Annotated in this window: 34 protein-coding genes; 9 read left to right on the top strand and 25 right to left on the bottom strand. The window is 40.5% G+C overall.

The window, feature by feature from the left end:
* Positions 1–167 precede the first annotated feature (167 nt).
* A complete protein-coding gene (locus V6Z54_RS16415) occupies positions 168–1,196 on the top strand; it encodes an SDR family NAD(P)-dependent oxidoreductase (RefSeq protein WP_073979704.1) in 1,029 nt (342 codons plus the stop codon).
* Positions 1,197–1,247: 51 nt separating this feature from the next.
* On the opposite strand, the gene msrB is transcribed toward V6Z54_RS16415, so the two are convergent.
* Positions 1,248–1,679 (bottom strand): peptide-methionine (R)-S-oxide reductase MsrB, encoded by a 432-nt coding sequence (msrB, locus tag V6Z54_RS16410; protein WP_073979703.1) that lies wholly within the window; start codon positions 1,677–1,679, stop codon positions 1,248–1,250.
* On the bottom strand, positions 1,679–2,212 hold the full coding sequence (gene msrA, locus V6Z54_RS16405; protein WP_024422720.1) for a peptide-methionine (S)-S-oxide reductase MsrA: 534 nt from the start codon (positions 2,210–2,212) through the stop codon (positions 1,679–1,681). The genes msrB and msrA overlap by 1 nt, the downstream gene beginning before the upstream one ends.
* Positions 2,213–2,350: 138 nt before the next feature.
* Here msrA and V6Z54_RS16400 point away from each other — a divergent pair, with 138 nt between their 5' ends.
* The 3 genes from V6Z54_RS16400 (at position 2,351) to V6Z54_RS16390 (ending at position 3,883) form a co-directional block, all read left to right on the top strand.
* Positions 2,351–2,782, top strand: a complete 432-nt coding sequence (locus V6Z54_RS16400) for a MarR family transcriptional regulator (RefSeq protein WP_007500780.1) — start codon at positions 2,351–2,353, stop codon at positions 2,780–2,782.
* A 54-nt stretch (positions 2,783–2,836) separates the two neighbouring features.
* Positions 2,837–3,097 carry a hypothetical protein gene (locus V6Z54_RS16395; protein WP_024422721.1) on the top strand — a complete coding sequence of 87 codons (261 nt, stop codon included), beginning with the start codon at positions 2,837–2,839 and terminating at the stop codon, positions 3,095–3,097.
* Between the two features lie 69 nt (positions 3,098–3,166).
* Positions 3,167–3,883 carry a DUF4397 domain-containing protein gene (locus tag V6Z54_RS16390; RefSeq protein WP_338527497.1) on the top strand — a complete coding sequence of 239 codons (717 nt, stop codon included), beginning with the start codon at positions 3,167–3,169 and terminating at the stop codon, positions 3,881–3,883.
* A gap of 32 nt (positions 3,884–3,915) precedes the next feature.
* On the opposite strand, the gene ypmT is transcribed toward V6Z54_RS16390, so the two are convergent.
* From ypmT to ilvA, 7 genes are all read right to left on the bottom strand, one after another.
* The gene (gene ypmT, locus V6Z54_RS16385; protein WP_024422723.1) at positions 3,916–4,113 is read right to left on the bottom strand and encodes a protein YpmT; all 198 of its coding nucleotides are present in this window, start codon (positions 4,111–4,113) and stop codon (positions 3,916–3,918) included.
* A 24-nt stretch (positions 4,114–4,137) separates the two neighbouring features.
* Positions 4,138–4,704 carry a YpmS family protein gene (locus V6Z54_RS16380; RefSeq protein ID WP_041085768.1) on the bottom strand — a complete coding sequence of 189 codons (567 nt, stop codon included), beginning with the start codon at positions 4,702–4,704 and terminating at the stop codon, positions 4,138–4,140.
* Between the two features lie 10 nt (positions 4,705–4,714).
* The gene (locus V6Z54_RS16375) at positions 4,715–5,476 is read right to left on the bottom strand and encodes an SGNH/GDSL hydrolase family protein (RefSeq protein ID WP_041086834.1); all 762 of its coding nucleotides are present in this window, start codon (positions 5,474–5,476) and stop codon (positions 4,715–4,717) included.
* A 69-nt stretch (positions 5,477–5,545) separates the two neighbouring features.
* Entirely contained in the window at positions 5,546–6,100 is a 555-nt protein-coding gene (locus tag V6Z54_RS16370; RefSeq protein WP_231120218.1) for an SCO family protein, read from the bottom strand.
* A 59-nt stretch (positions 6,101–6,159) separates the two neighbouring features.
* Positions 6,160–7,002 carry a DegV family protein gene (locus tag V6Z54_RS16365; protein ID WP_024422727.1) on the bottom strand — a complete coding sequence of 281 codons (843 nt, stop codon included), beginning with the start codon at positions 7,000–7,002 and terminating at the stop codon, positions 6,160–6,162.
* Positions 7,003–7,190: 188 nt separating this feature from the next.
* Positions 7,191–7,442: a YpmP family protein gene (locus tag V6Z54_RS16360; RefSeq protein ID WP_024422728.1), complete on the bottom strand. Its 252-nt coding sequence runs from the start codon at positions 7,440–7,442 to the stop codon at positions 7,191–7,193.
* Positions 7,443–7,478: 36 nt separating this feature from the next.
* On the bottom strand, positions 7,479–8,747 hold the full coding sequence (gene ilvA, locus V6Z54_RS16355) for a threonine ammonia-lyase IlvA (protein ID WP_025093104.1): 1,269 nt from the start codon (positions 8,745–8,747) through the stop codon (positions 7,479–7,481).
* Positions 8,748–8,928: 181 nt separating this feature from the next.
* On the opposite strand from ilvA, the gene V6Z54_RS16350 reads away from it, so the two are divergent.
* Together V6Z54_RS16350 and V6Z54_RS16345 are read left to right on the top strand one after the other, a co-directional pair.
* Positions 8,929–9,894: a sigma 54-interacting transcriptional regulator gene (locus tag V6Z54_RS16350; RefSeq protein WP_041085773.1), complete on the top strand. Its 966-nt coding sequence runs from the start codon at positions 8,929–8,931 to the stop codon at positions 9,892–9,894.
* A gap of 14 nt (positions 9,895–9,908) precedes the next feature.
* Complete coding sequence (locus V6Z54_RS16345) at positions 9,909–10,547, top strand: hemolysin III family protein (RefSeq protein WP_338527496.1); 639 nt, start codon at positions 9,909–9,911, stop codon at positions 10,545–10,547.
* 37 nt (positions 10,548–10,584) lie between these two features.
* Here V6Z54_RS16345 and V6Z54_RS16340 read toward each other — a convergent pair whose 3' ends face one another.
* The 12 genes from V6Z54_RS16340 to V6Z54_RS16285 all read right to left on the bottom strand — a co-directional run bounded on the left by V6Z54_RS16340 (position 10,585) and on the right by V6Z54_RS16285 (position 21,454).
* A complete protein-coding gene (locus tag V6Z54_RS16340) occupies positions 10,585–11,208 on the bottom strand; it encodes a 1-acyl-sn-glycerol-3-phosphate acyltransferase (protein ID WP_075611540.1) in 624 nt (207 codons plus the stop codon).
* 19 nt (positions 11,209–11,227) lie between these two features.
* Complete coding sequence (locus V6Z54_RS16335) at positions 11,228–11,713, bottom strand: dihydrofolate reductase (protein WP_041085778.1); 486 nt, start codon at positions 11,711–11,713, stop codon at positions 11,228–11,230.
* Entirely contained in the window at positions 11,710–12,504 is a 795-nt protein-coding gene (locus V6Z54_RS16330) for a thymidylate synthase (protein ID WP_041085780.1), read from the bottom strand. Before V6Z54_RS16330 ends, V6Z54_RS16335 begins: the two co-directional genes overlap by 4 nt.
* A gap of 102 nt (positions 12,505–12,606) precedes the next feature.
* Positions 12,607–13,134, bottom strand: a complete 528-nt coding sequence (locus V6Z54_RS16325) for a phosphatidylglycerophosphatase A (protein ID WP_024422735.1) — start codon at positions 13,132–13,134, stop codon at positions 12,607–12,609.
* Positions 13,135–13,152: 18 nt separating this feature from the next.
* The gene (locus V6Z54_RS16320) at positions 13,153–13,770 is read right to left on the bottom strand and encodes a YpjP family protein (protein WP_338527495.1); all 618 of its coding nucleotides are present in this window, start codon (positions 13,768–13,770) and stop codon (positions 13,153–13,155) included.
* Between the two features lie 296 nt (positions 13,771–14,066).
* Positions 14,067–14,855 (bottom strand): class I SAM-dependent methyltransferase, encoded by a 789-nt coding sequence (locus tag V6Z54_RS16315; RefSeq protein WP_073979699.1) that lies wholly within the window; start codon positions 14,853–14,855, stop codon positions 14,067–14,069.
* 66 nt (positions 14,856–14,921) lie between these two features.
* Positions 14,922–15,356, bottom strand: a complete 435-nt coding sequence (locus V6Z54_RS16310; protein ID WP_039179382.1) for a BrxA/BrxB family bacilliredoxin — start codon at positions 15,354–15,356, stop codon at positions 14,922–14,924.
* An 81-nt stretch (positions 15,357–15,437) separates the two neighbouring features.
* Complete coding sequence (ilvD, locus tag V6Z54_RS16305; RefSeq protein WP_024422739.1) at positions 15,438–17,114, bottom strand: dihydroxy-acid dehydratase; 1,677 nt, start codon at positions 17,112–17,114, stop codon at positions 15,438–15,440.
* 307 nt (positions 17,115–17,421) lie between these two features.
* Positions 17,422–18,558, bottom strand: coding sequence for a conserved virulence factor C family protein (locus V6Z54_RS16300; RefSeq protein WP_073979698.1), 1,137 nt, complete (start codon positions 18,556–18,558; stop codon positions 17,422–17,424).
* A gap of 31 nt (positions 18,559–18,589) precedes the next feature.
* Positions 18,590–19,201, bottom strand: a complete 612-nt coding sequence (locus V6Z54_RS16295) for an HD domain-containing protein (protein ID WP_338527494.1) — start codon at positions 19,199–19,201, stop codon at positions 18,590–18,592.
* Positions 19,202–19,214: 13 nt separating this feature from the next.
* Entirely contained in the window at positions 19,215–19,697 is a 483-nt protein-coding gene (locus tag V6Z54_RS16290) for a glutathione peroxidase (protein ID WP_041085791.1), read from the bottom strand.
* A gap of 74 nt (positions 19,698–19,771) precedes the next feature.
* On the bottom strand, positions 19,772–21,454 hold the full coding sequence (locus V6Z54_RS16285; RefSeq protein ID WP_305960252.1) for a formate--tetrahydrofolate ligase: 1,683 nt from the start codon (positions 21,452–21,454) through the stop codon (positions 19,772–19,774).
* A gap of 139 nt (positions 21,455–21,593) precedes the next feature.
* On the opposite strand from V6Z54_RS16285, the gene metA reads away from it, so the two are divergent.
* The gene (metA, locus tag V6Z54_RS16280; protein ID WP_024428133.1) at positions 21,594–22,502 is read left to right on the top strand and encodes a homoserine O-succinyltransferase; all 909 of its coding nucleotides are present in this window, start codon (positions 21,594–21,596) and stop codon (positions 22,500–22,502) included.
* Between the two features lie 228 nt (positions 22,503–22,730).
* Positions 22,731–23,882, top strand: coding sequence for a diglucosyl diacylglycerol synthase (locus V6Z54_RS16275; RefSeq protein ID WP_073979696.1), 1,152 nt, complete (start codon positions 22,731–22,733; stop codon positions 23,880–23,882).
* Between the two features lie 33 nt (positions 23,883–23,915).
* Here V6Z54_RS16275 and V6Z54_RS16270 read toward each other — a convergent pair whose 3' ends face one another.
* Positions 23,916–24,617 (bottom strand): AIM24 family protein, encoded by a 702-nt coding sequence (locus V6Z54_RS16270; protein WP_041085797.1) that lies wholly within the window; start codon positions 24,615–24,617, stop codon positions 23,916–23,918.
* Positions 24,618–24,883: 266 nt separating this feature from the next.
* Between V6Z54_RS16270 and cspD the strand changes: the two genes are divergently transcribed.
* Entirely contained in the window at positions 24,884–25,084 is a 201-nt protein-coding gene (cspD, locus tag V6Z54_RS16265; protein WP_024422747.1) for a cold-shock protein CspD, read from the top strand.
* 51 nt (positions 25,085–25,135) lie between these two features.
* On the opposite strand, the gene V6Z54_RS16260 is transcribed toward cspD, so the two are convergent.
* The 3 genes from V6Z54_RS16260 to V6Z54_RS16250 form a co-directional block, all read right to left on the bottom strand.
* The gene (locus V6Z54_RS16260; protein ID WP_008346368.1) at positions 25,136–25,318 is read right to left on the bottom strand and encodes a hypothetical protein; all 183 of its coding nucleotides are present in this window, start codon (positions 25,316–25,318) and stop codon (positions 25,136–25,138) included.
* Between the two features lie 173 nt (positions 25,319–25,491).
* On the bottom strand, positions 25,492–25,674 hold the full coding sequence (locus tag V6Z54_RS16255) for a zinc-finger domain-containing protein (protein WP_024422748.1): 183 nt from the start codon (positions 25,672–25,674) through the stop codon (positions 25,492–25,494).
* Position 25,675: 1 nt separating this feature from the next.
* The gene (locus tag V6Z54_RS16250) at positions 25,676–26,347 is read right to left on the bottom strand and encodes a ribonuclease H family protein (RefSeq protein ID WP_269103373.1); all 672 of its coding nucleotides are present in this window, start codon (positions 26,345–26,347) and stop codon (positions 25,676–25,678) included.
* Positions 26,348–26,379 lie beyond the last annotated feature (32 nt).

The following is a 26,379-nucleotide window of genomic DNA, read 5'->3' as shown; positions in this document are numbered from 1 at the left end:
CTCGTTTTTCTAGTTGATCTCTTTTCTCTCCATATTCTATTAAGACGACAAGGAGATGGTTATAATTTGTTCACCTAATTTATACATGAAGTGGTTCTTTTCCTCAAACGAATGCCGCTCTTTCACATATGATGCAAAGTAGAGAAATGAGAGTTGGGGGATTAGATATGTCCAATCAGATAGAAACGACTTTGAAGACCTTTTTTCGCGACAAGACGATATTAGTTACAGGCGGTACAGGATCCATCGGCCGGCAAATCGTGAATAAATTAACAAGCTGCTCTCCAAAAAAGGTGATCGTCTTCAGTAAAGATGACAGCAAACAATACATGATGAAAAATGAGTACGCAGATCATCCAAATGTCGTATTCGCTTTAGGAGATGTCCGGGATGCAAGCCGCGTGAAACAGCTCGTCAAAGGTGTGGATATCATTTTCCATGCAGCAGCCTTAAAACAAGTACCCACTTGTGAAGATAATCCGTTCGAAGCCGTTCAAACGAATATCATCGGCGGGCAGCACGTCATTGAAGCAGCCCTCGAACATGAAGTGAGTCATGTTGTCAACATTTCAACTGACAAAGCAGTTTCTCCGACTAATGCCATGGGTGCAACAAAATTGATTTCAGAAAAACTATTTTCCCAAGCAAACGAAAGTATTCCGAATCAAAAAACCAGGTTTTGCTCTGTACGCTTTGGCAATGTGCTTGGATCTAGAGGTTCCGTCATTCCGATCATGCTCCAGCAGCTATTAAATGAAAAACCTTTGACCGTGACTGATCCTCATATGACACGTTTTTTTATGTCCATTGAAGAGGCTGTTTCCCTCACACTTCAAGCAGCAATCATGATGAAAGGCGGCGAAACCTTCATTCTCAAGATGGAGTCCTTACAGCTTGCCGATCTTTTAAAAGCGTTTCATGAATATGCCGCTCAAATCAATGCTAAATCTCCAGATGTTCTTGTAGTCGGAAAAAGACCTGGCGAAAAGCTTCACGAGGAGCTCACATTCCCGCACGAAGCAGATGCACTGTTTGAACATGAACAATTTTATGCCATTTTACCGAGACCACATTTGCACCCTGCCTTTCAAAAAGTCGACTTAACGAATTACACCTCAAAAGAAGCACCGCTCATTACAAAAGAAAAGCTGTTCCACATCATCGAACAATTACATCATACACATCATAAAAAATAAAAAATCGTCACACGGAAGCAGCTGCTTTCCATGTGACGATTTTTAAATGGATCAATCAAATAGATGTTTCAAATCCCCGTAGCCTTCTTTTTCAAGATCATCCTTTGGGATAAACTTTAAAGCGGCTGAGTTAATACAATACCTAAGACCGTTTGGCCCTGGTCCATCAGGAAAAACATGACCTAGATGAGAATCAGCTGTTTTACTGCGAACCTCTGTCCGCACCATTCCATGACTCGTATCAACCTTCTCTGCTACTTCTTCCTCTTCAAGCGGTTTTGTAAAACTTGGCCATCCGCAGTGGGCATCAAACTTATCTAAAGAAGAAAAAAGCGGCTTTCCTGAAATGATATCCACATAAATACCTTCTTCTTTATGATCCCAAAATTCATTTTGAAATGGCGGCTCTGTACCATTATTTTGCGTGACTTCGTACTGTATGCGGTTTAATTCTTTTATACGCTTTTCTTTTTCATTTGCCATTATTTATCACTCCAATGGGACTCAATAAAACCGGCTCTGCCCGAACCGACATGATATCGTTCGTAGTGCATTTTGTTTTTCTTATAATAATGCTGATGATATTCCTCTGCTGGATAAAAAGGACCTGCATCTAAAATTTCTGTCACGATTGGTTTTTTGAAAATCCCGCTTTGGCTCAGCTGCTCTTTCGATGCTTCAGCTAGCTTTCGCTGCTCGTCATGATGAACATAAATACCTGTACGGTAAGATTCCCCTCTATCGCCAAATTGCCCGCCATCGTCTGTTGGGTCTATTTGCTGCCAATACAGCTCTAGCAGCTTCTCATATGGAAACACGTCAGGATCAAACGTAATTTGAACCGCTTCTCTATGTCCCGTTGTATTTGTACATACTTCCTCATAGGTCGGATTCACTGTATGTCCGCCAGTATACCCTGATTCAACTTTGATAATGCCCGGCTGTTCATCAAAAGGTTTAACCATACACCAGAAGCAGCCTCCTGCAAATGTGGCTAATTCTTGTTTTTCAGACATATTAGTGCCCCCTTCATTTAAAAAATGGTATCATCATATTATAACATGATAAAAAATAATGAAAATGATACGACTTGTATACCTAAAATAAAAGAAAGCATTCTGTCGTATCTTTAAAATATAATGGGGGTTTAATGATTGGAACAAAGAAAACAAATGATGTACGAAATGGACACTTTACTGAGAACCGTATTTAAGCAGATCCGTTATGAAATTAACAGCCTGCTCGAAAACGAATTATCTCGGAATGAATTTCTTATTTTAAATCTGCTCCGTGAGCAAGGTGCAAAAAAAGTAACGGAATTCGCTTCCATTCTTGGAGTGTCAGCAAGTCATATAACCGCTGTGACTGACACACTCGTAGAAAAAGGCTGGATCACCCGTATCCGTTCAAAAGAGGACCGCCGCATTATCAAAATCCACTTAACCGATAAGGGTAAGGAAATTACTGAGCATTTTGAGAAAAAGAAAACAGAATACTTTATGGAGCGATTTGAGTCATTTGATGACGAAGAACTCAAAACGATGATCAAATTATTCAAAAAGCTGGATAAAAGTCAAAAGGATTAAGCATAGATTTTAGCGCTTAGGACATGCTACGGATAAAAAGAGGTGGAATGAACCATGACAAGCCCTTATCTTTGTCCAAACTGTAAAACAAACAGAACGCGCTTTAATCTCATTGAGCAGCTTTCAGAACCTGTCAAGCTAGATCCAGCGACAGGAGCAGTTGTTGAAAGATACGAAGGAGAGCAGCTGTCTCCTTTTCACTTGAGCTATCAAGGTCCTCAAATGAAGGTTCAGTGCGGCGTTTGCGGTTTAATTGAGGATGAAAAAACGTTCATTAAACTAGCTGAATATCATCAATATTCTTCTCCTTCTTAACATGCCGGCCTGACGGAATACGTCAGGCTTTTTTCTTTGCTTCTTTTGCCTATACAGATCGTCTTTTTCATGCATACGCTACAAAAAACACCATTGTATGAGAAAGAAGGGATTGATGACATGCAGCAGCTCTTTTATCATGACTTTCCATATCGGCCATTCACTGCCGCCTATGAGCATCTTCAAAGCAGCCCTTCATCAAAAGCCTTTATTCGATTATTTCACGCTGCACCAGATCTCAGTGAGCTCGCTGTTTATGTGAACCAGAAGCAGCTGATGAAAACAATGCCTTACAGCCATTTGACCGCTTATATGGAGTGGGATGAGGGAATGTATGAAATAGAAGTGTTCAAACTGGCTACAAATGAAAAAATTCTTCATTCTCGCATTCAATTTAAGAGCGGCGAGGTCTATACACTCTGTATCACAGGTGCTCGTGCAGGCTTTGCACTGCTGACTGAGCAGCAGACTACTTTGATCGAACAAGAAGACCTGTCAGCACTTACATTTGTACAGCTGTCTCCAGACCTTCCTTCCATAGATATATATGAACGAGACCAAGGGATCATATCGAAGGAGCTTGATTATTTAAACAGTACCCACATTCATCATTTCTCCCCGAATAAATATCATTTTGAATTGAAAGCCGCCGGCACTCAAAGTGTACTGCTTGATATCCCCAAAGTTCATTTGCAAACAAAGCGCGCATACCTGATCCTGCTTCATGGTTTTGCTAACGGAGAACCTGAACTTATGGCAAAGGTGGTCTTGTCTCGGCAACTATAAAAAAGAGCCTTTCCTACAATGGAAAAGGCTCCTTACGAGACATCTTCAGCTTTTTCTTGCTTTTGAAAATCAAAAGCAAGAATCATCGTGCCAAGAAATAATGCACAGTAGGCAATATTTAAGTAAAACTGATCGATATTTTCTGCTTTTAAAGCATTGGCAGCTGTTATACCAAAGTACGCAGCAAATAAAAACGACAGTAAACTAAAATATTGATAGACTCGCTTCATGATAACACTCCTGACTCACACGTTCTATTGCTTTGGATGATAATATGAAAATTCAATTTCATCGTTCTGTAGATCAATTTTGTTTGCTTTCACATACATATCATTCGTCAGCGGCATTTCTGAAAGACGCACTTCAACCGTTTTTTGATCCGGTTTTACATGAACGAACTCTGGCAGCTCATAGAACTGACCCATGTAGCTTAAAACAAAACTAATCGGAATGCTCAATTGTCCAATTGAAAAGTCATCCACTTTCAAAAGCACATCACCATTATCTTCAACAGTTGGCGTAAATGAGACGTTTGCATCAATCGTTGAAGAGAAAGCTTTAATTGCGCCTGTTACTTTCACATCTTGATCGATCGCTACATGAAAGTCTGGCATATCATTTGATCCTTGATTTTTTAAATAATCATTCACAAAGCTGGTGAGCGATTCTTTTGAGCTGGATATATTAAAAGCATATTCGCTTTTCACTTCTTTGGTTGAAGCGGATTGACCGCCTGGCAGCAGCATTAAAATACCGCAGGCAATCACAATCAATAGATTGATTGCAAGTAAAATAAAAAATAAGCTTTTCCATTTTTTCATCTATTTCACCCTATTCCTTCGGCAGTCCTTCTTTTTTCACTTCGGAGAATAAACGATTTGCCATAAGAGAGTACCCCTTTTGGTTTGGGTGGAAATCATCTTCTGCCAGTAATTTTTCATCAGAACCTTCTTCAAATAAATCTGCTACATTGACCATATCCGCATTGCCGTCTTTTTTGAGTTCCTTTTTGGCAGCGGCATTCCAGTCTTGAACGACTTCATCAATATCTCGCAGCTCAGACAAACTGAATTTAAAAGGATTGTACATGCTGACATACATGATTTTCGCATGATCATTCTGTTCTCTCAGTTGAGCAAGAATGGTTTTAAAGCGCTCTTCAAAAGGACCCTGCTCTTTTTGAAAAGGAGCAAACGTCAAATTAAGCACATTTTGACGGACAACATGCATGAGATCATTCCCGCCGATCGTAAAGAAAATATAGTCAGCGTCTTTCAGTCCGTCCTGCACCTTTTTTTCTTTTAATCTTTTTAATAAATCTACTGTTCTACTGCCTTTAATGGCATAGTTTTTTAATGTGACAGAACTCACGCCGTCCACTGCTTCTATCTTGTCACGGGTCATGCCTGCATAGCCTTTTTTATCTTGATCTCCGATTCCTTCTGTTAAGGAATCTCCAACCGCTGCGATGGTAATATGTTCTTTTATTTTTGGTGTGTCTTCTAGTTTATCCTTTATGCCAGCCTCTTGCGCGGAACATGCAGAAAGAACAAAAGCTAGAGACATCACAATCAAAATCAAACGAGCCTTCAAACGATGATGTCCCTCCTTTTTCTGATTAAAAAAGTGTATCATGTTTTCGCCCATTTGAACATCCTTATGCTAGCTTCGGTTCAGCGTTTTGATGTCCTTGATGATGTCATCATATGGTGTGTTTTGCACCCCATCATAGTTTTTCATCACTTTCCCATCTTGATTGACAAGAAAAAACAGGGACTGATGAATCACTTGGTCTTCATCTTCAGGTTTTTTGACAATGGTTTTAAAGCTTTTCATTGCGAATTTTTCAATTTCTGACTGTGAATACCCAGTGAGAAAATCCCAATTTTTAAAGGACAATGGATAGGCTTTTGCAAACTTCTTTAGCTTTTTCGGTGAATCGACCTCTGGGTCCACGCTAAAGGAAATGATATGCGCATCCAACTTGTCTTCTTTTAACCGTTTTTGCAGCTCTGTCATATGAGCGGTCATCGGCGGACAGATCGTTTCACAGCTTGTGAAAATAAAATCTGCTACCCATACTTTCCCCTTCAAATCATCCAATGACACCTTTTGGCCATCTTGGTTTTCAAACTCAAACGGCTCTATTTGATAATTTAACGCATCTTTGATTTGTCCATTTGAACATGAGACTAAAAGAAGCACGCTTATCATCATAAGCGCACCAAGTAAGGCTCCCCTTTTTCTATACATGATATGTCCATCCCCTTTTTCTATCAATCGGTATAAAAAGTAAAGCCTATTGCGCCCTTTCCAGTATGACACGAAATAATCGGTGTTGTGTAGGCGATGTCAATCAGTGCTTCAGGTGTGTGATCAAGCAGCGCTTTTTTTAGCTTTTCAGCGAGTTCTAATGCATCTGCGTGGGCTATCCCAATGGCTTGAACTGTTTTTCCCTTCACCGCCTGTACATACTGTTTTGTCAGATGGCGGACAAGCGCAGAGTAGCTTCTCACATTCGCTTCTGGCGTATATACCCCGTCTGTTAAGCTCGCAATTGGTTTGATGTGAAGAAGTGAGCCGATGAGCGCCTTTCCTCTTCCAATTCTGCCGCCTTTGACAAGATTTTCTAATGTATCGATCGTGACATATAGCTTTGTTTGATGACGGATTTTATCTAATTCTGTGATAATATCTTCACGGCTTGCACCCTTTTTGGCTAGTTCTGCTGCTTTGATGACTTGAAATCCTAATCCATAGGAAATAAAATTCGAATCAATCACCGTGATATTTCCATCTACCATTTTCGAAGCGCTTTCAGCAGTTTGAACAGTACCACTCATTCCACCAGTTAAATGGATACTGATCACTTCGCTTCCATCTGCCGTCAGCTTTTCATATAATTCGACGAATTGACCGATCGCAGGTTGAGACGTTTTCGGCAGTTCCTCAGCGGCCTCCATTTTTTCAATAAATTCATCTGGCTGTATATTCACTCGGTCAATATAATCAACTCCAGAAATGGAGATATTGAGCGGAATCACGTGAATGGAAAGATCATTGATTTTTTCTTGCGGAAGGTCCACAGTTGAATCTGTTACAATTTTAATTTGTTTCACTATCGTCTCATCCTTGCTGTCTTAGTCTTTACTTATGATATTACCTTATTTCCTGCACACTTGAAAACAACTGACCTAACGTTTTTGAAATTGTCACATTTTCTTCTTGTCACGAAAAAAAATCCTTGCCAAACTGAGCAGCAGCCGTTTCAAAATGGCTACTTACCCCCTTTGACAAAGATTCCTGCTTACGCATTGTGTTTCAGTGTAGGCTCCTGATAGATCTGTTCATATGTGCTCCACTTGACGTTACGTTTCACATCCTCTCTGAAAGAGTACACAGCTCTCTTTCCTTTAGATACATAGACTTTTTTCAAGAAAGCTTCAAGTCTAAAGGTGAGCATGAAACGATACGTCTCATCTCCCTTTAGAACAGGGACTTCTGTTACCTTGATCTGAGCTCCATCCATCCGTCTAAAACATATTGTTTTGAGCAGCACAAACGATCAATCCTCTTTTCCAATTATCTGTTAAGCCTAAATAAATAGGTGGAATAAATCTTGATCTTTATTCACTTCAACATAGTGGAAGCCTTTTTTATCCATCCGCTCAATCAGCGCGGCATAGTCATCTCTTTCTTTCAATTCGATGCCAACTAGCGCAGGACCTTTGCTTCGATTATTCTTTTTCGTATATTCAAAGCGTGAGATATCGTCATTTGGTCCTAACACTTCATCTAAAAATTCTCGAAGTGCTCCTGCTCTTTGCGGAAAATTGACAATAAAGTAATGTTGAAGCCCTTCATAGATCATCGAGCGTTCTTTGATTTCCTGCATTCTGCCGATGTCATTATTTCCTCCACTGACAATGCAGACAACATTTTTGCCTTTAATCTCCTCGCGATGGGCATCTAATGCTGCGATCGGCAATGCGCCTGCCGGTTCTGCTACAATCGCACATTGATTATACAGCTCCAAAATTGTTGTACATACTTTCCCTTCTGGTACTAGACTGATTTTATCGACAACAGACTGAAGCGATGTAAACGTCTTTTCGCCAATCCGCTGAACCGCTGCTCCGTCCACAAACTTATCAATCGAATCAAGTGTCACAACCTCGCCCTTCTCATGTGACGCATGCAGTGAAGCTGCGCCAAGCGGTTCGACTGCAATGATTTCGGTTTCTGGTGAGATATTTTTGATATATGTACCAACACCAGATAACAGACCTCCACCTCCGACACTTGCAAATAAAAAGTGAGGCTCCACTTCGATATCATTTAATATTTCGACAGCAGTCGTTCCTTGTCCTGCCATCACATCCAAATCATCAAACGGATGGATAAATTCGCGCTTTTCTTCATCTCCGCATTTTACGGCTTCATGATACGAATCATCAAACGTATCTCCGGTTAAGATAATTTCAACATATTCTTTTCCGAACAGCTCCACTTGTGATACTTTTTGCCTTGGCGTCGTAGCAGGCATAAAAATTTTCCCGTGGATGCCTAAATATTTACAAGAATAGGCAACACCCTGCGCGTGATTTCCAGCACTTGCACAGACAATGCCATTTTCTAGTTTATCTTTTGGAAGCTGGCTCATTTTATTAAAAGCGCCTCTTAATTTAAAGGAACGAACTACTTGAAGATCCTCTCTTTTTAAGTAGACATTACATTCATATCGTTCAGAAAGTCGCTCATTTTTTTGAAGTGGTGTATGAATGACTACATCCTTCAAATTTTGATGGGCTTTTAAGATGTCTTTCACTTGAATTAGCGTATTTTCTTTGAGCAACGGTTTCATGTACAAGATCCTTTCTCTTTAACCTTATTTAATTTGTCATTATAACATGAATATTCAAAAAATAAACCAATAGATCATGTATCCATCATAAATTTTAAAAACTTTTTCGTTTTCCTGTACATTTGTTTTAATTGGGTGTTACAATTGAACCAATTAGAACCACAAAGAAAGGAATCACCCTATGGCTACACATTCGTTCACGTCTATATATGGAGATCATCAAGACATCAAGCATGCAATTCATCTGGCAAAACAATTCTCGAAAAACGAGCAGCCGGTCTTGATAACAGGAGACACCGGCACAGGCAAAACACTATTTGCCCAAGAAATGGCGAACGCATCTATTCCACACGCAGCAATGACACACATGTATTGCCCCATCTTGAATGAAGAAATCTTACAGAAAGCCTTCACAGAAAAAAACAATCAAATTCTTTATTTAGATGAGGTCGCCGTATTAAGTATTCCTATGCAGCACAAGGTCATTCACTTTCTAGAAACGTCTGCAACAAAAGTTATCGCTTCTTCGTCTTTATCAATAGAGGCACTCAGGGTTTCTTCTACCTTTTTACCCGAGCTGTTTTATCGTCTGAATGTTCTTCATTTGGCTCTTCCGGCTTTAGCTGAACGAAAAACAGACATTCCTGTGTTAACAAATGCTTTCTTTCAAGAGCTGAACATGGCTCCTGACATTGATCCAAGCGTTTGGGAAGCCTTGCAGCAGTATCCATTTGAAGGAAATGTGCAAGAGCTCAAAAATATCGTTCATTACGCTGCGTCCATACTCGAGGGCCACACGGTATTTTTACATCATTTACCTCCCTTTGTATTAGCACCTCTTCCCTCAGCCGTGAAAGGTAAAAAGGAAGAACACCAGCTTACACTAATGGAAAAACAAGAGTTTGTTTTCTTGCTGGAAGCCATTAAATCTCTTAATGAAAAAGGAGAAGCGGCCAGCAGACGCATCTTATCTGAATTAAGCAAACAAGGAGACATTCCGCTCACCCCTCAGCAGGTGAGAAACCGCTTAGATGATCTTGAGAAAAAAGCATACGTGACGAAAGGAAAAGGCAGGGCCGGAACGAAAATTACACTTGAAGGTCTTTCATTCCTGAAGTCGCTTGATGGTTATATACCTGTTCAATAAAAGGAGGACATCCATTGTTTACTGTAAAAGAAGAAATTGCAAACGCCATTACACATGGCATTGGTGTTATTTTATCCATACCAGCTATTGTGTTTCTCGTCTTATTCGCTGTTCAATACGGCACCGTCACAGACATTATCAGCTTTTCGATATTTGGTGCATCCATGCTGCTGCTCTATTTAAGTTCAACCTTGCTTCATAGCATTCGGCACAAAAAAACAAAAGATATTTTTGAAATCCTCGACCACTCGGCTATTTATGTATTGATTGCTGGTACATATACACCCTTTTTACTTGGACCACTAAAAGGTGCACTCGGCTATACGCTTCTTGCGATTGTATGGGCGCTTGCTGCTGGTGGGATTGTCTTTAAAATCTTTTTCGTTAAACGTTTTATTATCGTATCTACTCTCGTCTATTTATTAATGGGCTGGATGATTATCATTGCCATCAAACCGCTTTATATCCAATTAACAGGTGCAGGATTTGGACTCTTACTGTTAGGCGGCATATTATATTCAGTCGGAACCATCTTTTATATTTGGCGGAAAATCCCCTATCACCATGCGATTTGGCACAGCTTTGTTCTCGGCGGCAGTGCATCGATGTTCTTCTGTATTTTATTCTATTGCGTAAACATTCCTGCTACATGAAAAAAACCAGCATCCACTATCCGGGTGCTGGTTTTTTCTATGCACGTTTTTGTGCGTAATCACTGATCATGACAGGTGCTTTAATATGAATATCGACATTGACAGGACGCAGTCTTTTCACGATCTTCCCAGTTAAAAGACGATCCGTTCCGCTCGTTTGAATCGGTACAAGCGGACAATCGAATTCTGCAGCAAGTGCCTCTGCAATATGACGATACTCTTCTGAAAGCAGTAGACTCTGCCCAGACATGATTCTTTCCTTTGCTTCTTCTAATAAGACCTCATCCGTTTGATTCTGATGAATGACCGCCATTTTTTTAAGCCATTGTTTTAAAATCGGATACCGAAAGAGCTTCGGCTTTGCCATGAAAGCAAATGGCTGCTCAAGGTGGCCAGTCAATAATGTCGTCGTGACTGGATTCAGCTCTTTTGTGACATAGATAACCGGACCATCTGGTAGCTTCTTTTGCTGATGAATGGTCATGACTGATCCTGATTGATCAATACATCCCCGGGCAAACCTTTTTGCATGCTCATGAATGAGATGCATTCGTTTCGTATAAGAAATGCGTGGATCTGTTAATTCATGATCGTACAAATGCCTCATACTTTTTAAAAAGGATACAACAACATAAATCGTTAAAAACCAATAACGAAACAACCGGACTCCTCCTACTCACTTATCCTTTTTTGTCATAGACGATAAATTCATAATTGTAGGGGTTCTTTTCGTCACGATGGCCTTTTTCGCGTGATACAATCGTCCATTCATCTTCATTGTAATACGGGAAATAGCGGTCTCCTTCAAACGCATGATGAATGTGAGTGATATAGAGACGATCCGCATATGGCATCATTTCTTCATACAGCTTAGACCCGCCAATGATAAATAACTCTGTCTCCCTTTCCCCAATTGCCAAAATATCAGCAATTGAATGAACAACCTCGCATCCTTCTGCTTTAAAAGAAGAACTTGTGGTCAGCACAATGTTTCGGCGATTAGGCAGCGCTCGTCCAATGGATTCAAAGGTTTTTCTGCCCATGACAATCGTATGACCGCCTGTGACTTTTTTAAAATACGCTAAATCTGCTGGTAGATGCCAAGGCATTTGATTATCTTGACCTATGACTCTGTCTTCTCCTGTCGCCACAATCATGGAAATCATACACTGACTTCTCCTTTAATATGCGGATGCGGATCATAGTTCTCAAGCACAAAATCATCAAACGTAAAATCAAAAATGCTCTTTACATCCCTTGTGATGCGAAGCTTAGGAAGGGTGCGTTCCTCGCGCTCTAGCTGCATTTTCACCTGTGGAAGATGATTTTGGTAAATATGAGCATCTCCAAGTGTATGAATAAACTCGCCTGGCTCAAGATTTGTGACTTTAGCAATCATCATCGTTAGAAGAGCATATGAAGCGATATTAAATGGCACGCCTAAAAAGATATCTGCCGATCTTTGATATAGCTGGCAGGAAAGCTTCCCGTTTGATACGTAAAATTGAAACAGACAATGACAAGGAGGCAGCGCCATTTGATCAATTTCCCCCGGATTCCAAGCACTGACGATCAGTCGTCTTGAATTCGGGTTGTGCTCAATATCATGAATCAGCTTTGTGATCTGATCCACGGTCTCGCCGTCTCCACTCGCCCATGATCTCCACTGTGCACCGTACACACGGCCCAGCTCTCCATTTTCATCTGCCCATTCGTTCCAAATCCGGACACCATTTTCTTGAAGATATTTGACATTTGTATCACCTTTTAAAAACCAAAGCAACTCATGAATGATTGATTTCAGGTGTAATTTCTTTGTTGTTAAAAGAGGAAATCCTTCCTGTAAATCAAATCTCATCTGGTAACCGAACGTGCTGATTGTACCTGTACCCGTTCTGTCACCTTTTTCATCCCCGTGCTGTAATACATGACGGCATAACTCTTTGTATTGTTTCATTTTTTTCATCCTTTATTTATGTTCTTGTTGTAGTTTACCTTATTTCTGCTTTTCTTGAAACCAAAAAAACATGCCTGCATGATGAGCAGACATGTTTTTCTTTTACACTTGATTCACTCGTTCCTGCTCTTCATCCTTAATATCTTGGTGTGAGTGAGCAATGCGGCTTGCAGCTGCTGCGGCAAGTGCAGCGACTAGGTCATCAAGGAAAGTATGCACTTCACCTGGACGGCCTTCATCTAATTCACGAATAATACCAAATTTCTCTTTATCTAAATAACCGAAGTTGGTCAAACCGATTGATCCATATACATTGACAATGGAAAGCGGAATAATCTCATCAATTCCATATAGCGGCTCATCTGTTTCTACCAAGTGCTGTAAAGGTTCTGGCAAAAGCTTTTTTTCTGCCAGCTGATCAAGGGCAAGTCCTGTTAAAACTGCATGCACAATTTCCCTTTTATTCAGCACTTTTTCTACATTTTCAATACAGACACTAAGTGGAAGGTTTGGATGATATTTTTCTTGGAGTTTCAGCACAATGTGTGCGATATCTTCAATTTTCACTCCGCGATCGTTTAACATTTGTTTTGTAATCTGCACCATTTCGTTCATTGTATATTTTTTCAATTGGCATGACATCTCCTTCTAGTGGCTCATCCAGCTCGGTGGGGTGTTTTTATCCCAGTAAATATTACCGAGTTCATGATGCGTCTGGAATCCATCTTCTGCTGTATGGTAATGAAAGTTAAACCAATATCCGCTGTGAGGCGGCTGATCTCTTCTGACATGGAAACGGAGCAAATCTTCTCCGGTCTTGCGGTTGTAAATGTGGAAGATTTTTTCGCCATTTCCGCTTGAAGGCTGATCAGTTAAAACAACATCTTGAAATTTTTCTTCATCTTTGAAATTTGTTAAATAGTCGGTTAACACTTGTTCAATCTTCGGCTGAATCTCTTCTCTGTACTCGTCCTCAATGACAGGTGTGATTTTACGGCCAAATTTGAGAAAGGATTGATTTTCTGCATTTGAAAGCACCTCTTGCTTATATTGCTCAAAGGGATCTGTCTGCTCTTTGCTTTCCTCTTGCGTTAGTTCCCAGCTGCGCATTTCATCTGATTTATCATAAACAGCTGTATAAGGCGTTTTATCAGATGAAGAAAGTTCAGAGGGCTTGTCTGTCATCAAAGCCGACGGAGGAGAGACTAAACCAAAAGTTGCAATCGTAAAGAGCGCAACAAGCGTTTTTCTCATCCACATCTTCATGATATCTAATTCCTTCCATAAGTTATCATACTGCTATTCTAGCATATAATGAATTTTCAGTCATTCAATTTGGCCACCAATTTGAGACTTTCTTTTTCATAATAAAACGTTTACAATGGTAGCAAAGGCGACTAAAATTTGGGAGGAATGGGTATGCTTGAAGGGTTTTTCATTACGGCTTCCTTGCTGACGTTATTTTATTTTGTCTATATGGAGATTACAGATTAAAAGCCCTGAATAAGGGCTTTTTTAGATGGCTGCTAAGGAATTCAAGGGTTTGTTTAAAGGACTGAACCTTAGCGAGAGCTTTTTTCTTTCTCAATATATCCATAATGAAATTGGGCTGTTTTTCGTTTTAAAACGTGAAATTGATAGGAGTCTGCTAGAAATCGGGTGCTTTTCCAATGATCTTTTAAAACTACCCTTTTTCTCGCCACTCTCAGTGCTTCTTGGACGGCTATTTCGTGGTCAAAGTGGTGCTCTGCTGCATGACGAAGCGGGGCGATACTTGCAGATTCTTGAATTGTCTCCTCAAACATCGGATCAAAATAGACGACATCAAATGAACCATCAGAGAGCTTCTTTAGCTGCTCGATACTGTCTCCACTTACAACAGATATACGTTTCATCGCTTCATCTGCCTCTCTTATCCCTGTCTCCCATGTGTTTAGTCCTTCTCGCACCAGCAATGCTGTCATGGGATTCTTCTCGATACCAACGATCCTTCCATTCGTACCTACTCGCATGCTTGCTGTAATGGCATCTGATCCTAGGCCAAGCGTACAATCTAAAAAGGAATCGCCAGGCTGAAGCTGCGTGGCTTCGATTAAAGGATCCTTTTCCCCGCGCATGAGCCGCTTCACCCTGAACATTGCTGAGCTTGGATGGAAGAAAAACTTTTCACCATTTGGCTGATACCATTCGAATCTTTCTTTCCCCACAACAAGGACGTCTCCTTGTTTCATCGCAAGCTGCTTGACGGATTGTTTGCGCCTTTCTACATACTCGCCATGTAAATCCTCTGCAAGTGCCTTTGCTGTTTCAATTGTTTGTTCATTTGCTCTAAAGCTTGTTGTGATAAGCATGCGGTTCCTCCATTATGATCAAGAAAAAATGCCCTGATTTGATCACAGGACATTTCAACAGGTGTATTAGCAATGTTTTTCAAATGCAGACAAGACATTGTTCATGATGTCTTCCATTTCATGACCTTCAATTTCGTCACGCGGAATAAAATGAACGAGTTCATTTCCTTTTAAAAGTGCCATAGATGGAGACGATGGCTCTTCGCCTGTGAAGTATTCTCTCATTTTTGCTGTTGCTTCCCTGTCCTGGCCAGCAAAAACTGTTACAATTCGATCTGGTGTTTTTTCAGCCTTCATCACAGCTTGAGTAGCAGCTGGACGTGCTAAGCCGGCAGCGCACCCGCATACAGAATTGACAACCACAAATGTCGTTCCTTCTCTTTCTTGCATCGTTTGTTCTACTTCTTCTTCCGTTGTTAGTTCTTGAAATCCTGCACTTGTCAGCTCTTGACGCATCGGTACAACGAGCTGGCGCATGTATTCTTCATATGCCATTGACATAAAAAAGCCCCCTCTATAATCCTTATGTTGTGAATAAAGGATACTATAGAGAGAGCCAATTTTCAAATGTTCGATATCAGATTAAATTTTCATGATTCCGCCTGTATTGGCTGATGTCACAAGTTTGGAATATCTAGCAAGATAACCCGTTTTTACTTTTGGCTCAAAGCCTTTCCAGTTTGCTTTTCTTCTTTCCCATTCTTCCTCTGGAACATCTACGCTTAAAATGCGCTGCTCGATATCGACAACGACATGGTCACCATTTTCAACAAAGGCAAGCGGGCCGCCCTCAGCTGCCTCTGGAGAGACGTGTCCAATAGACAATCCGCGAGAAGCGCCGGAAAAACGTCCGTCTGTAATTAAAGCAACCTTTGGTCCAAGTCCCATGCCGACGATTTGTGAAGTAGGTGCAAGCATTTCAGGCATGCCAGGTCCGCCTTTAGGTCCTTCGTAGCGAATGATGACAACATGTCCTGCTTCTACTTTTCTATTAATGATGCCTTCAAGGGCTTCTTCTTGGGATTCAAATACGATCGCAGGTCCCTCATGGCGTGTGATCCCGTCTTGTACCCCGCCCGTTTTAATGATGGCTCCATCTGGCGCAAGGTTTCCAAATAAAACGGCTAAGCCGCCTTTTTCAGTAAACGGCTTGTCAATTGGATAAATGACGTTATAATCTTTTACCTCATGCCCTGCAATGTTCTCACCAAGCGTTTTCGCAGTGACGGTCATTGTATCTAAATGAAGAGCTCCCTCTTTTTTAGACAATTCATTTAATGCCGCTGTAACGCCGCCTGCTTCATGTAAATCCTCAATATAAACATCTGAAGCTGGAGCAAGTTTCGATAAATGAGGCACACGTTCTGCTACTTCATTGATGCGTTCAAGTGAATATTCAACACCTGCTTCATTCGCAATCGCCAATGTGTGAAGAACGGTATTGGTTGAACCACCAAGTGCCATATCTAATGCAAATGCATTATCAATTGCTTTTTCAGTGACAATATCCCTTGGTTTAATATCTTTTTTGATGAGCTCCATGAGTTGTTTTGCAGACTTCTTCGCAAATTCTCTTCGCTCTGGTGATGTCGCCAAAATTGTTCCATTTCCAGGAAGAGCAATCCCGAGTGCTTCGGCTAAACAGTTCATTGAGTTAGCTGTAAACATACCTGAACAAGATCCGCAGGTTGGACAGCCAAACTGCTCTAATTCATTTAATTCCTCTTCATTGATTTTACCTGACTGGTATGCACCAACACCTTCAAATACAGAAGAAAGAGAAATTTTTCTGCCATCACTTGTTCTACCCGCTTCCATCGGTCCCCCGCTCACAAAGACAGTCGGGATATTCACGCGCATCGCTGCCATCATCATTCCTGGTGTGATTTTATCGCAGTTAGGAATACAAACCATTCCATCAAACCAATGAGCAGATACAACGGTTTCTACAGAGTCAGCAATGATTTCACGGCTTGGCAATGAATATCTCATCCCGATATGACCCATGGCAATTCCATCATCGACGCCAATCGTATTGAATTCAAATGGAACGCCGCCAGCTTCACGAATAGCTTCTTTCACAATCTTCCCGAATTCCTGAAGATGGACATGTCCCGGGACAATATCAATATAGGAATTACATACGGCAATAAATGGCTTGCCGAAATCCTCATCCTTTACCCCCGCTGCTCTTAGTAAGCTTCGGTGAGGTGCTCTGTCGATTCCTTGTTTAATCATATTACTGCGTAGTTCTGCCATCTGTTTAAAAAGCCTCCTATACTACAAGTCTTGTTGACTGCATGATTTTGAGTTGATTTTATTTTACAAATTTTCTGTTTATTTAGCCACCTATGAATGACTGATGACTAACATGGCTGCTGAAGCAAGCGCTCAGCAAGGTTCGTGTCATAAAATCTGACCTCCAATATTCTATATTGGTACTACTATATAGAGTTTTTTCACATATTTCAACAATATTCAAAATAATTTTTCTAAAAAAATTTTTCTGTCTATCTTTTTTAGAAAAACAAGCTGCTTTTCATTGGCAGCTTGTTCATTTTTCTCATCATTCTGATGCATTTTTTCTACTTTCTGTCATTTGCTTCCACACAGAGCCTTTCGCTTCTTCTCCATGCTCAATGCGTTCAATCGCCATTTTGACTTGAAGACTGACTTCAAACTCAGGGTCTTGTTCTGCTTCTTTTAATGCTTCAAGTGCCGTTTCGTCCCCTTCTTCATAAAGGAACATAGCTGCACGCCAGCGGACGAGCTTACTCGGGTCCTTTAATGCTGCGATCATAGCCTCTATAGCACTTGGGTCACCAAGGTCAGAAATACAGTCGCCAGCTGTTCTGCGGACCGTCACTGTTTTGTCTTCGAGCCCCTTATATAAAATAGGCAGAATGGCAGGATCTTCAATCATGCCAGCATTCACAACGGCTTGCCTGCGAATAGACGTTTTTGGATCCCCCATTGCTTTCATTAAAACAGGTATATCCTTTTGCTCTGGCTGCATTTGCTCTAAATGGGCAAAACGTTTTTTCCAATCTTCCTCTTGCAGCATTTCTTCTGTTACATCATATGCTTTTCGGTTCACCTGTCTATCTACAGCTTCCTGCCCTTCTTTAACTGCCTCTGTTAATCGGGCTAAACGCTCATCATCATATGCTGCTTGTAGCTCCTCTGTGACTTCCTGACCGATATCAGCAAATTCCCCAAAACGAACGCCGTGTTCTTTCCACACACGTTCAAACACGACATTGTCTGAGCTGCTTCTAAGCTTTAAAATGGCTGCTTGAAAACGTTCAGGCATGCCAAACCTCTCTTCTCTTTCACCGTCTGACAGTTTGACCTGCATCGGAATCCCATTAAACATTTGGACAAATACTTTCACTTCACCAAATGTGTCATCGCCTGACTGCGATCCTTCTTGAAGGCCTTCTGTTTCTTGTCCAAAGGCTTCTCTGACCTGCTGTAAAATACCCTGCCAGTCAAACTTTGCATTTCGCTCGACTGCTAAGAAATCTGCGACATGATAAACCCCTTTTACACCTTCAATGCTTAAAATACGCTTGATCATTTCTGGGGCTTCGTCTTTTTGATCCTTTTTGTAGTTGTTGCTTTTACCGCCGGCAAGTGCTTCTGTCAAAATAACCTTCATGGTATTCGGACTTGGCGTCGGTTCTATGGCTGTTATTTTCATTGACTATCTCCTCCTTACACACATAAAGACCCTACTCATCTGTAAGGCCGCATTCTTCTTTCCATTTCTTGATAAATAAACTCATCAATTCATGCCGCTCATCAGCAAGCTGCTTCCCTACACGAGTGTTCATCAAGTCTTTTAATTTGAGCAGTTTTTCTTCCATATGCTTTAGCACAGAGCCCTGCTGCGTGTCCTTTGTATAATGGGGCTCACCTGTTGCGCCAGCATACGTAAACACTCTAGCGATACCGCTTGCTCCTATCGCATCCAGCCTATCCGCATCTTGAACAATGGCCCCTTCTAACGTCATCGGCCTAAACTGCTTATGCCGGTGACGAAAAGACATCGTTGTAATGATGTCCATGATATAGCGGATATCCCGCGTGTCCAATTCCCACAAAAGGAGCTGGTACTCAAGCTGCTCCTTAGTGACCTTCCATTCACTTGACAGCTTTTCATCAATGACATCATGTACAATTGCCGCCATTTCGATGATAAATAAAGAGCCGCCTTCCTGACGTGCAATACGGACGGCAAGCTGGCGCACACGAGCAACATGAGCCGCATCGTGTCCAGTTGGTTCATCCTTCAGCCTATCTGAAACAAAGGAGGCAGCTGCCTCCAATTGTTTTCGCTGCATGACTGTCAGCATCTTATTTGTCCAACAGAGCGATGATTGAGCTTTCTAATTCTTTTGGTGGCGTTTTTGGAGAGAACCGTTCAGTGACTTCTCCGTTTTGGTCCACGATAAATTTTGTGAAATTCCATTTCACTGTTTTTGTCCCAAGCACACCTTTCGCTTCACTTGTTAAATGCTTGAACAGCGGGTGCGCCTCTTCGCCATTGACATCTACTTTCGCAAACATAGGGAAGGTCACTCCATAATTCAAAGAACAAAATTCTTGAATGGCTTCTTCTCCTTCTGGCTCTTGGTTCATAAATTGGTTACACGGAAATCCTAAAATTTCAAGGCCCTTTTCATGATATTGATCATATAGCTCTTGTAATTGTTTAAATTGAGGAGTCAGTCCGCATTTGCTTGCTGTGTTTACAATAATGAGCACTTTTCCTTTGTAATCTGCCATCGATTTTTCCTGACCGTTAATGGTCTTGACCTGAATATCATAAATTGACATCTCATAGCCTCCTAGGATTCACTTTTTCCTATCGTAACATGCTTCTTTTAGAAAATCGCTTTTTATGCTCCCGTTTAAAAGAGTCCTGTCACACTGCCGTCTTCTAATAAATCCATTTCGAGAGCCGCAGGTTTTTTAGGTAATCCAGGCATTGTCAAAATGCTTCCAGTTAAGGCCACAATAAATCCTGCTCCTACAGATGGCTTTAACTCTCGAATCGTAATGGTAAAGCCTTTAGGTCTGCCGATTAAAGCTGGATCATCTGAAAGAGAATATTGTGTTTTTGCCATACATACCGGCAAATGAGCCCAGCCGTTTTCCTCAATGGCAGCCAGCTGCTTTCTTGCTTTAGTTGTGAGCGTGACCCCATCTGCCCCGTAAACCACTTTGGCCACTTTAGATAACTTTTCTTCGATGGAATCGTTCTCTTCATACAAATAGGTAAAGTTGTTCTTTTTCTTTTCAATGAGTGCCGCTAGTTCCTCGGCAAGAGCTGTACCGCCTTCTCCTCCTTCTTCCCATACATTCACGGCTTTAACTGGATGGCCATGTTTGCCGCACCAATCTTCTATCGCTTGAATCTCTTCTTTTGTATCCGTAATAAAACGGTTTACCGCGACAATATATGGAAGACCAAAAGCTTGAACGGTTTCAATATGCTTTTCTAAATTATGTATACCTTCTAATACGGCGTGTGCATTCTCTTCTTTGAGTTCGGTTTTCTTCATTCCACCATGCATCTTTAATGCTCTCACTGTCGCCACAATAACAACTGCACCAGGTTTGAAATCACCAGCTCTTGTTTTAATGTGAAGGAACTTTTCTGCTCCAAGATCTGCTCCAAATCCAGCTTCTGTTACGACATAATCAGCTAATTTTGCTGCCATTTTGGTTGCAATTAAACTATTGCATCCATGTGCAATATTGGCAAAAGGACCGCCATGGACAAGGGCTGGGGTTCCTTCAATCGTTTGAACAAGGTTCGGCTTGAGTGCGTCTTTTAAAAGTAACGTCAAGACACCTTCATATCCAAGTGCTCCCACTGTGACTGGCTCGCCTTCTTGATTATAGGCAACAACAATAGAAGAAAGACGTTTTTTTAAGTCAGATAAGTCTTCTGCTAAACAGAGGACCGCCATCATTTCGGAAGCAACTGTAATGTCAAATCCGTCTTCTCTAGGATACCCATTTAACTGACCGCCAAGTCCGACAACGACTTGTCTTAATGCACGATCGTTTAAATCAAGCACCCGCTTCCATACAATGCGGCGCGTGTCGATGCCGAGTTCATTTCCGTGATGGATATGGTTATCAATAAAAGCAGATAAGGCGTTATGTGCAGATGTAATGGCATGAAAATCTCCTGTGAAATGAAGATTGATTTCTTCCATTGGCAGCACCTGTGAATATCCTCCGCCCGCTGCCCCGCCTTTAATCCCCATTGTAGGACCTAATGATGGTTCACGCATCGCAATGATCGCTTTTTTGCCAATTTTTTCGAAGGCTTGACCAAGGCCGACTGTTACCGTGGATTTCCCCTCACCTGCTGGCGTTGGGTTGATGGAAGTGACAAGAATCACGTGTCCTTCTTTTTGTTCCTTTAAACGGTCAAAAATAGTCAAAGATATTTTCGCTTTTGTGAAACCATAGCATTCTAATTCTTCGTCATGTAGTTGCAGCTTTGCTGCGATGTCTTGAATTGGTCTCAGCTTAGCCTTTTGGGCAATGTCAATATCTGATAAATGCTTTGTGATCATAACAAAACGGCCTCCTTTTTTTACAGAAACAGCATTCTTTTTTGCTCTATTTTTCATTGTAACATAATTGAAACATTGAAATGTCGCCAGAAAGTTCCTATAATGAAGTGAAATTAGCTTTGGTTCAGGGGGTGGCGAGTTGCCTATTAACATACCAGTTCATCTGCCGGCAAAACAAATACTAGAGAGCGAAAATATTTTCGTCATGGATGAGACAAGGGCATTCAAGCAAGATATCCGTCCTTTGAATATCGTGATCTTAAATTTAATGCCAAAAAAAATACAAACTGAAACGCAGCTGCTGAGAATGCTCGGAAATTCTCCTTTGCAAGTGTACTTTACGTTTTTGATTCCAAGTACACATACACCGAAGAATACGTCGAGAGAGCATCTAGATGAATTTTATACGACCTTTGAATCGATTCGCCATAAAAAATTTGATGGAATGATCATTACTGGCGCACCAATTGAGCACTTACCTTTCGAAGAAGTTTCTTATTGGAAAGAGCTGCAGGACATTTTGGACTGGAGTAAAACCAATGTGACGTCTACCCTTCATATTTGCTGGGGTGCACAGGCAGGTTTATATCACCATTACGGGATTGAAAAAATCAAGCTTCCCGAGAAAAAATTTGGCGTATTTGAGCATATTGTGAAAGAGAAAAAAGAAAGATTAGTCAGAGGTTTTGATGAAGTATACTATGTCCCACATTCTAGGCATACAGATATTAATACAGAACAATTAAAAAACACGCCGAATTTGAAAGTCTTGAGTATGTCTGAAGAAGCGGGTGTTTGTTTAATTGTTTCAGATGATGATAAACAAGTATTTTTAACTGGACATCCTGAATATGATACAGATACATTGATGCAGGAATATGAAAGAGATTTGTTGAAACATGATACAGTCCAAAAACCTGTCCACTATTTTATAGAAGATGGTGACACATTAATCCCAGTAAATCGCTGGAAAGCCCATGCAACCTTATTGTTTATGAATTGGCTGAATTATTATGTTTATCAAGAAACACCATACGTTTGGGAATAAAATAGACTGTGGTCTGATGATAAATCGTCAAAATGTGTTAAAATACAAATGGCTCTGTCTTCCATTATCAATTGAATCTGTTTGTTTTTTAAAATTAGTTTAATTCTTTCGTAACGAATGATATGCTCTAACTGTTTATATGTTATCTTTATGTATATGTAGACCTATGAGATTAATAGTTTTCGTACGAAGTTTTGTTGTTGTTGATTACATTTGAGGTGAATATTCTTGAATACCAATAAAAAAATATTAATCTTGACCGCAAATTATGGAAATGGACATATGCAGGTAGCAAAAACACTGTATGATGAATGCAAATCCCAAGGGTTTGAACATGTTGTAGTTTCTAATTTGTATCAAGAATCGAATCCCATTGTGTCAGAAGTGACTCAATATTTATACTTGAAGAGCTTTTCCATTGGGAAACAATTTTATCGCTTGTTTTATTACGGTGTAGATAAAATTTACAATAAACGCAAATTTAACATTTATTTAAAGATGGGAAATAAGCGTCTCGATGAATTAATTCAGTTACACAATCCGGACATCATCATTATTACATTCCCGATGATTGTTGTACCAGAATACCGAAACAAAACAGGTAAAGTGATTCCGACTTTTAATGTCATGACCGATTTTTGTCTCCATAAGATTTGGGTACACGAAAACATCGACCGATACTATGTTGCAACCGATTATGTGAAACAAAAATTAGTGGAAATCGGCACACATCCAAGCGATGTCAAGGTGACAGGTATTCCTATTAGACCACAGTTTGAAGCAGACGTGCCAAAATCGATGATCTATAAGAAATATGGATTATCATCAGACAAAAAAGTTCTTCTTATCATGGCCGGTGCTCATGGTGTACTAAAAAATGTGAAGGAATTATGTGAGGCGCTGCTTCTCGACAGTGAAGTACAAATTGTTGTTGTATGCGGAAAGAACGCCGCACTGAAACAATCGCTTAGCGTTCTTGAGCAGGCACACCCAGATCAATTGAAGGCGCTTGGATATGTGGAACAAATTGATGAGTTGTTCAGAGTAACAGATTGTATGATTACAAAACCAGGCGGCATTACTTTAACAGAAGCAACTGCAATCGGTGTCCCGGTCATTCTTTACAAGCCTGTCCCTGGTCAAGAAAAAGAAAATGCTCTTTTCTTTGAGGATTATGGCGCTGCCATTGTCATTAACAGACATGAAGACATTTTAGAATCTGTGACCAACTTGATGCAAGACGAAGAAAAATTAGAAACAATGAAACAAAACATGAAAAAACTGCACTTAAAACAATCTTCTCAAACCATTTTGGAAGATATCGTCGAGCAGTCAGATCTCATCATGAATAACAAAACATATGCTCGCGCATTATCATAAAAAGGTGTCCGTCATTGACGGACACCTTTTTCTTTATCCTTGATTTCCATTTGTTGTGTATACTTCTTCAAACGGCTGAACGACAACAAAGCCACTTCCGCTAAACTTCATTTGAATGGACTCTCCGCTTCCCCTGCCAATAAAGGTTTTAAAGGAAACATCTGTCACAAATTCAGTTTTTAAATCACCTGACCACGCAACAGTTGCATTCGGATCTGTATAAACAGAGTCACCCGGCTGAACAATGAGCGTCAGCGGCTCATAATGACTTGTGATTGCAACTAAGCCCGGCCCTTCTAATTTGACATTAAATAATCCACCTGCAAGCATGCCAGACACTTTTTTCATCAATTTGATATCCCAACGGACAGACGGTTCAAATGCGAGCAGGTCGTTTCCATTAACAAAAATAGATTCCCCTTGAGCCAAACGAAGAATTGAGATTTTTTTGCCTTGATCTGCCACATATAACTTTCCATCACCTGTTGCCTTCATTAGTGAGGTGCCTTCTCCTGAGAGCATTTTTTTGAACATCTTTGAGACGCCGTGCTCAAAAACACCCTCACGTTCAAATTTGATTTTCCCTCGATAGGAAACCATGGAACCAGTTTTTGCCCAAATGGTGTCAGTCAAATTAATTTCTAGAAGTCTTGATGTTTCAAGTTCAAAGACCCCTTCTCCCTTATCTTCTTGCTGCGTATTCTGAACAAATTCTTCAAGTGTATAACGATTCATGATTGCACCTCTTTCTGTATTTTTTTTATATACGGACAGGTTGCACGTTAGGTTCCGAAAAATGAGATCGTTTTATATTTCATCGTCATTCACCAAAAAAACAAAAAAATCAAACATTCTGCTCAAAATTTGGCTCGCCTGCTTGACGCCTTACTTTTGATGGTGTATAGTGGAACCATCATTTAACAACTGTAAAGTCGTTAGGTGATGAAAATTTTTTTTAGTATGCCAAAAGGTGTGCTACAGTACTAGGAGGAAAAAGCAATATGCAAAACGGTAAAGTAAAATGGTTCAATAATGAAAAAGGTTTCGGCTTCATTGAAGTTGAAGGCGGAGACGATGTATTCGTTCACTTCACAGCTATCGAAGGTGACGGCTACAAGTCTTTAGAAGAAGGACAAGAAGTTTCTTTTGAAATCGTTGAAGGTAATCGTGGACCTCAAGCTGCAAACGTAACAAAACTTTAATCAACTAAATCAATGATGAAACGACAAAATAAAGAGAGGCTTATGCCTCTCTTATTTGATTTTCAGCTGAATTTCAATTGCTAAAATATTTTGCTTCAGTCGTTGTTCAATTTCAGAAATATCTTTTTCGAGAAAAGGTCTTCCCTTCTTTGCTACATCTACTAGCTGCTCTAGATCGCTGTATACCTCTTGAAATGTTCGATGTAATACCGTTTCGAAATCCTTATTATCCATGCCGGCCTTCCCCTTTTCCTCTATTATCCGTCACTTAGTCAAAAAGTAACTCAACCAAAACTTTCTATAGTTATATCGGCTCATTTTTCAGAATATGTTCTTTTTTTACACATTCTATCCGTTTTTTTTCACGAGCGGATGTTTGAGTAAGGAAAACCGGGGCAGCCGGCCGCTCACTTTTTAAGTAGCGTCTGTCCGTATTCTTTTATTTTCTCTCCTACTGTGCATTGCTGAATACAAAAGGAGTGGGCATATTTTTTGCCATATTCTTTTCGAAAGTGCTTCTTAATCAAGCAATCTGAACAATACGTGTCTTGGAGATCCGTCAATTCTTGTACTGCTGTTTTTTTATCCACATTATTCAGCTCCGTCTGCTTCTAATTTCAATTTACTTTCAATTGGGACATCTGCAAGTATCTGCCTTGCAAGCTGATCCGCTTCTGCATTTTGTTTACGATCGATGACTTCATATGTTGGCGTAAGCCTCAGCTCCTTTAAAGCCGCTTCAATCCGGTCGAGCCATTTGTTATGTATATCATCATAACAAGGCCATTCTCCTTTTAATTGATTCATGACAACTAATGAATCGCCTCTAATCGTGACAGAATTTCTGCTTGCCCCAAGGTCTTTCAAAGCTTTTACTGCCTCAAATAAAGCTGCATACTCCGCTTCATTATTGGTGATTCCTTGGAAGGGCTGATTTTTTCTCAAACGATAAGCATCTTCTCCGAGCTTATAGTAGACGACAACCCCAAGGCCAGAGTCGCCTGTTTCTTTGTGAAAACTTGCATCAAAATAGACCTGAAGCTGATCAGGTTCAAGCCTTAGTTCTTCATTTAGCTTTTCAAGTTCTTTAATAGACCACATCGCCCCTTTTTCATCTTCAAATGATAGGAGTGACTGTGGTTCTTTTTTATCGATATGTTTTGCTAAAATCAAGGCCTCTTTTAGCTCCATCCAATCTTCTTGGAAAAAAGCAATGGACCCAATCGATTTCACTTTCATTGTATAGTGCGCTCTTAATTTCATTGATCACATCGCCTTCCCGTGCTTTTAAGGTA

Origin of the sequence: Bacillus sp. MAG717A (assembly GCF_036884855.1) — a bacterium.
Lineage (GTDB): Bacteria > Bacillota > Bacilli > Bacillales > Bacillaceae > Bacillus > Bacillus safensis.
Note: the sequence above shows the minus strand (reverse complement) of the source record. Positions and strands in the feature narration are given on the sequence as shown.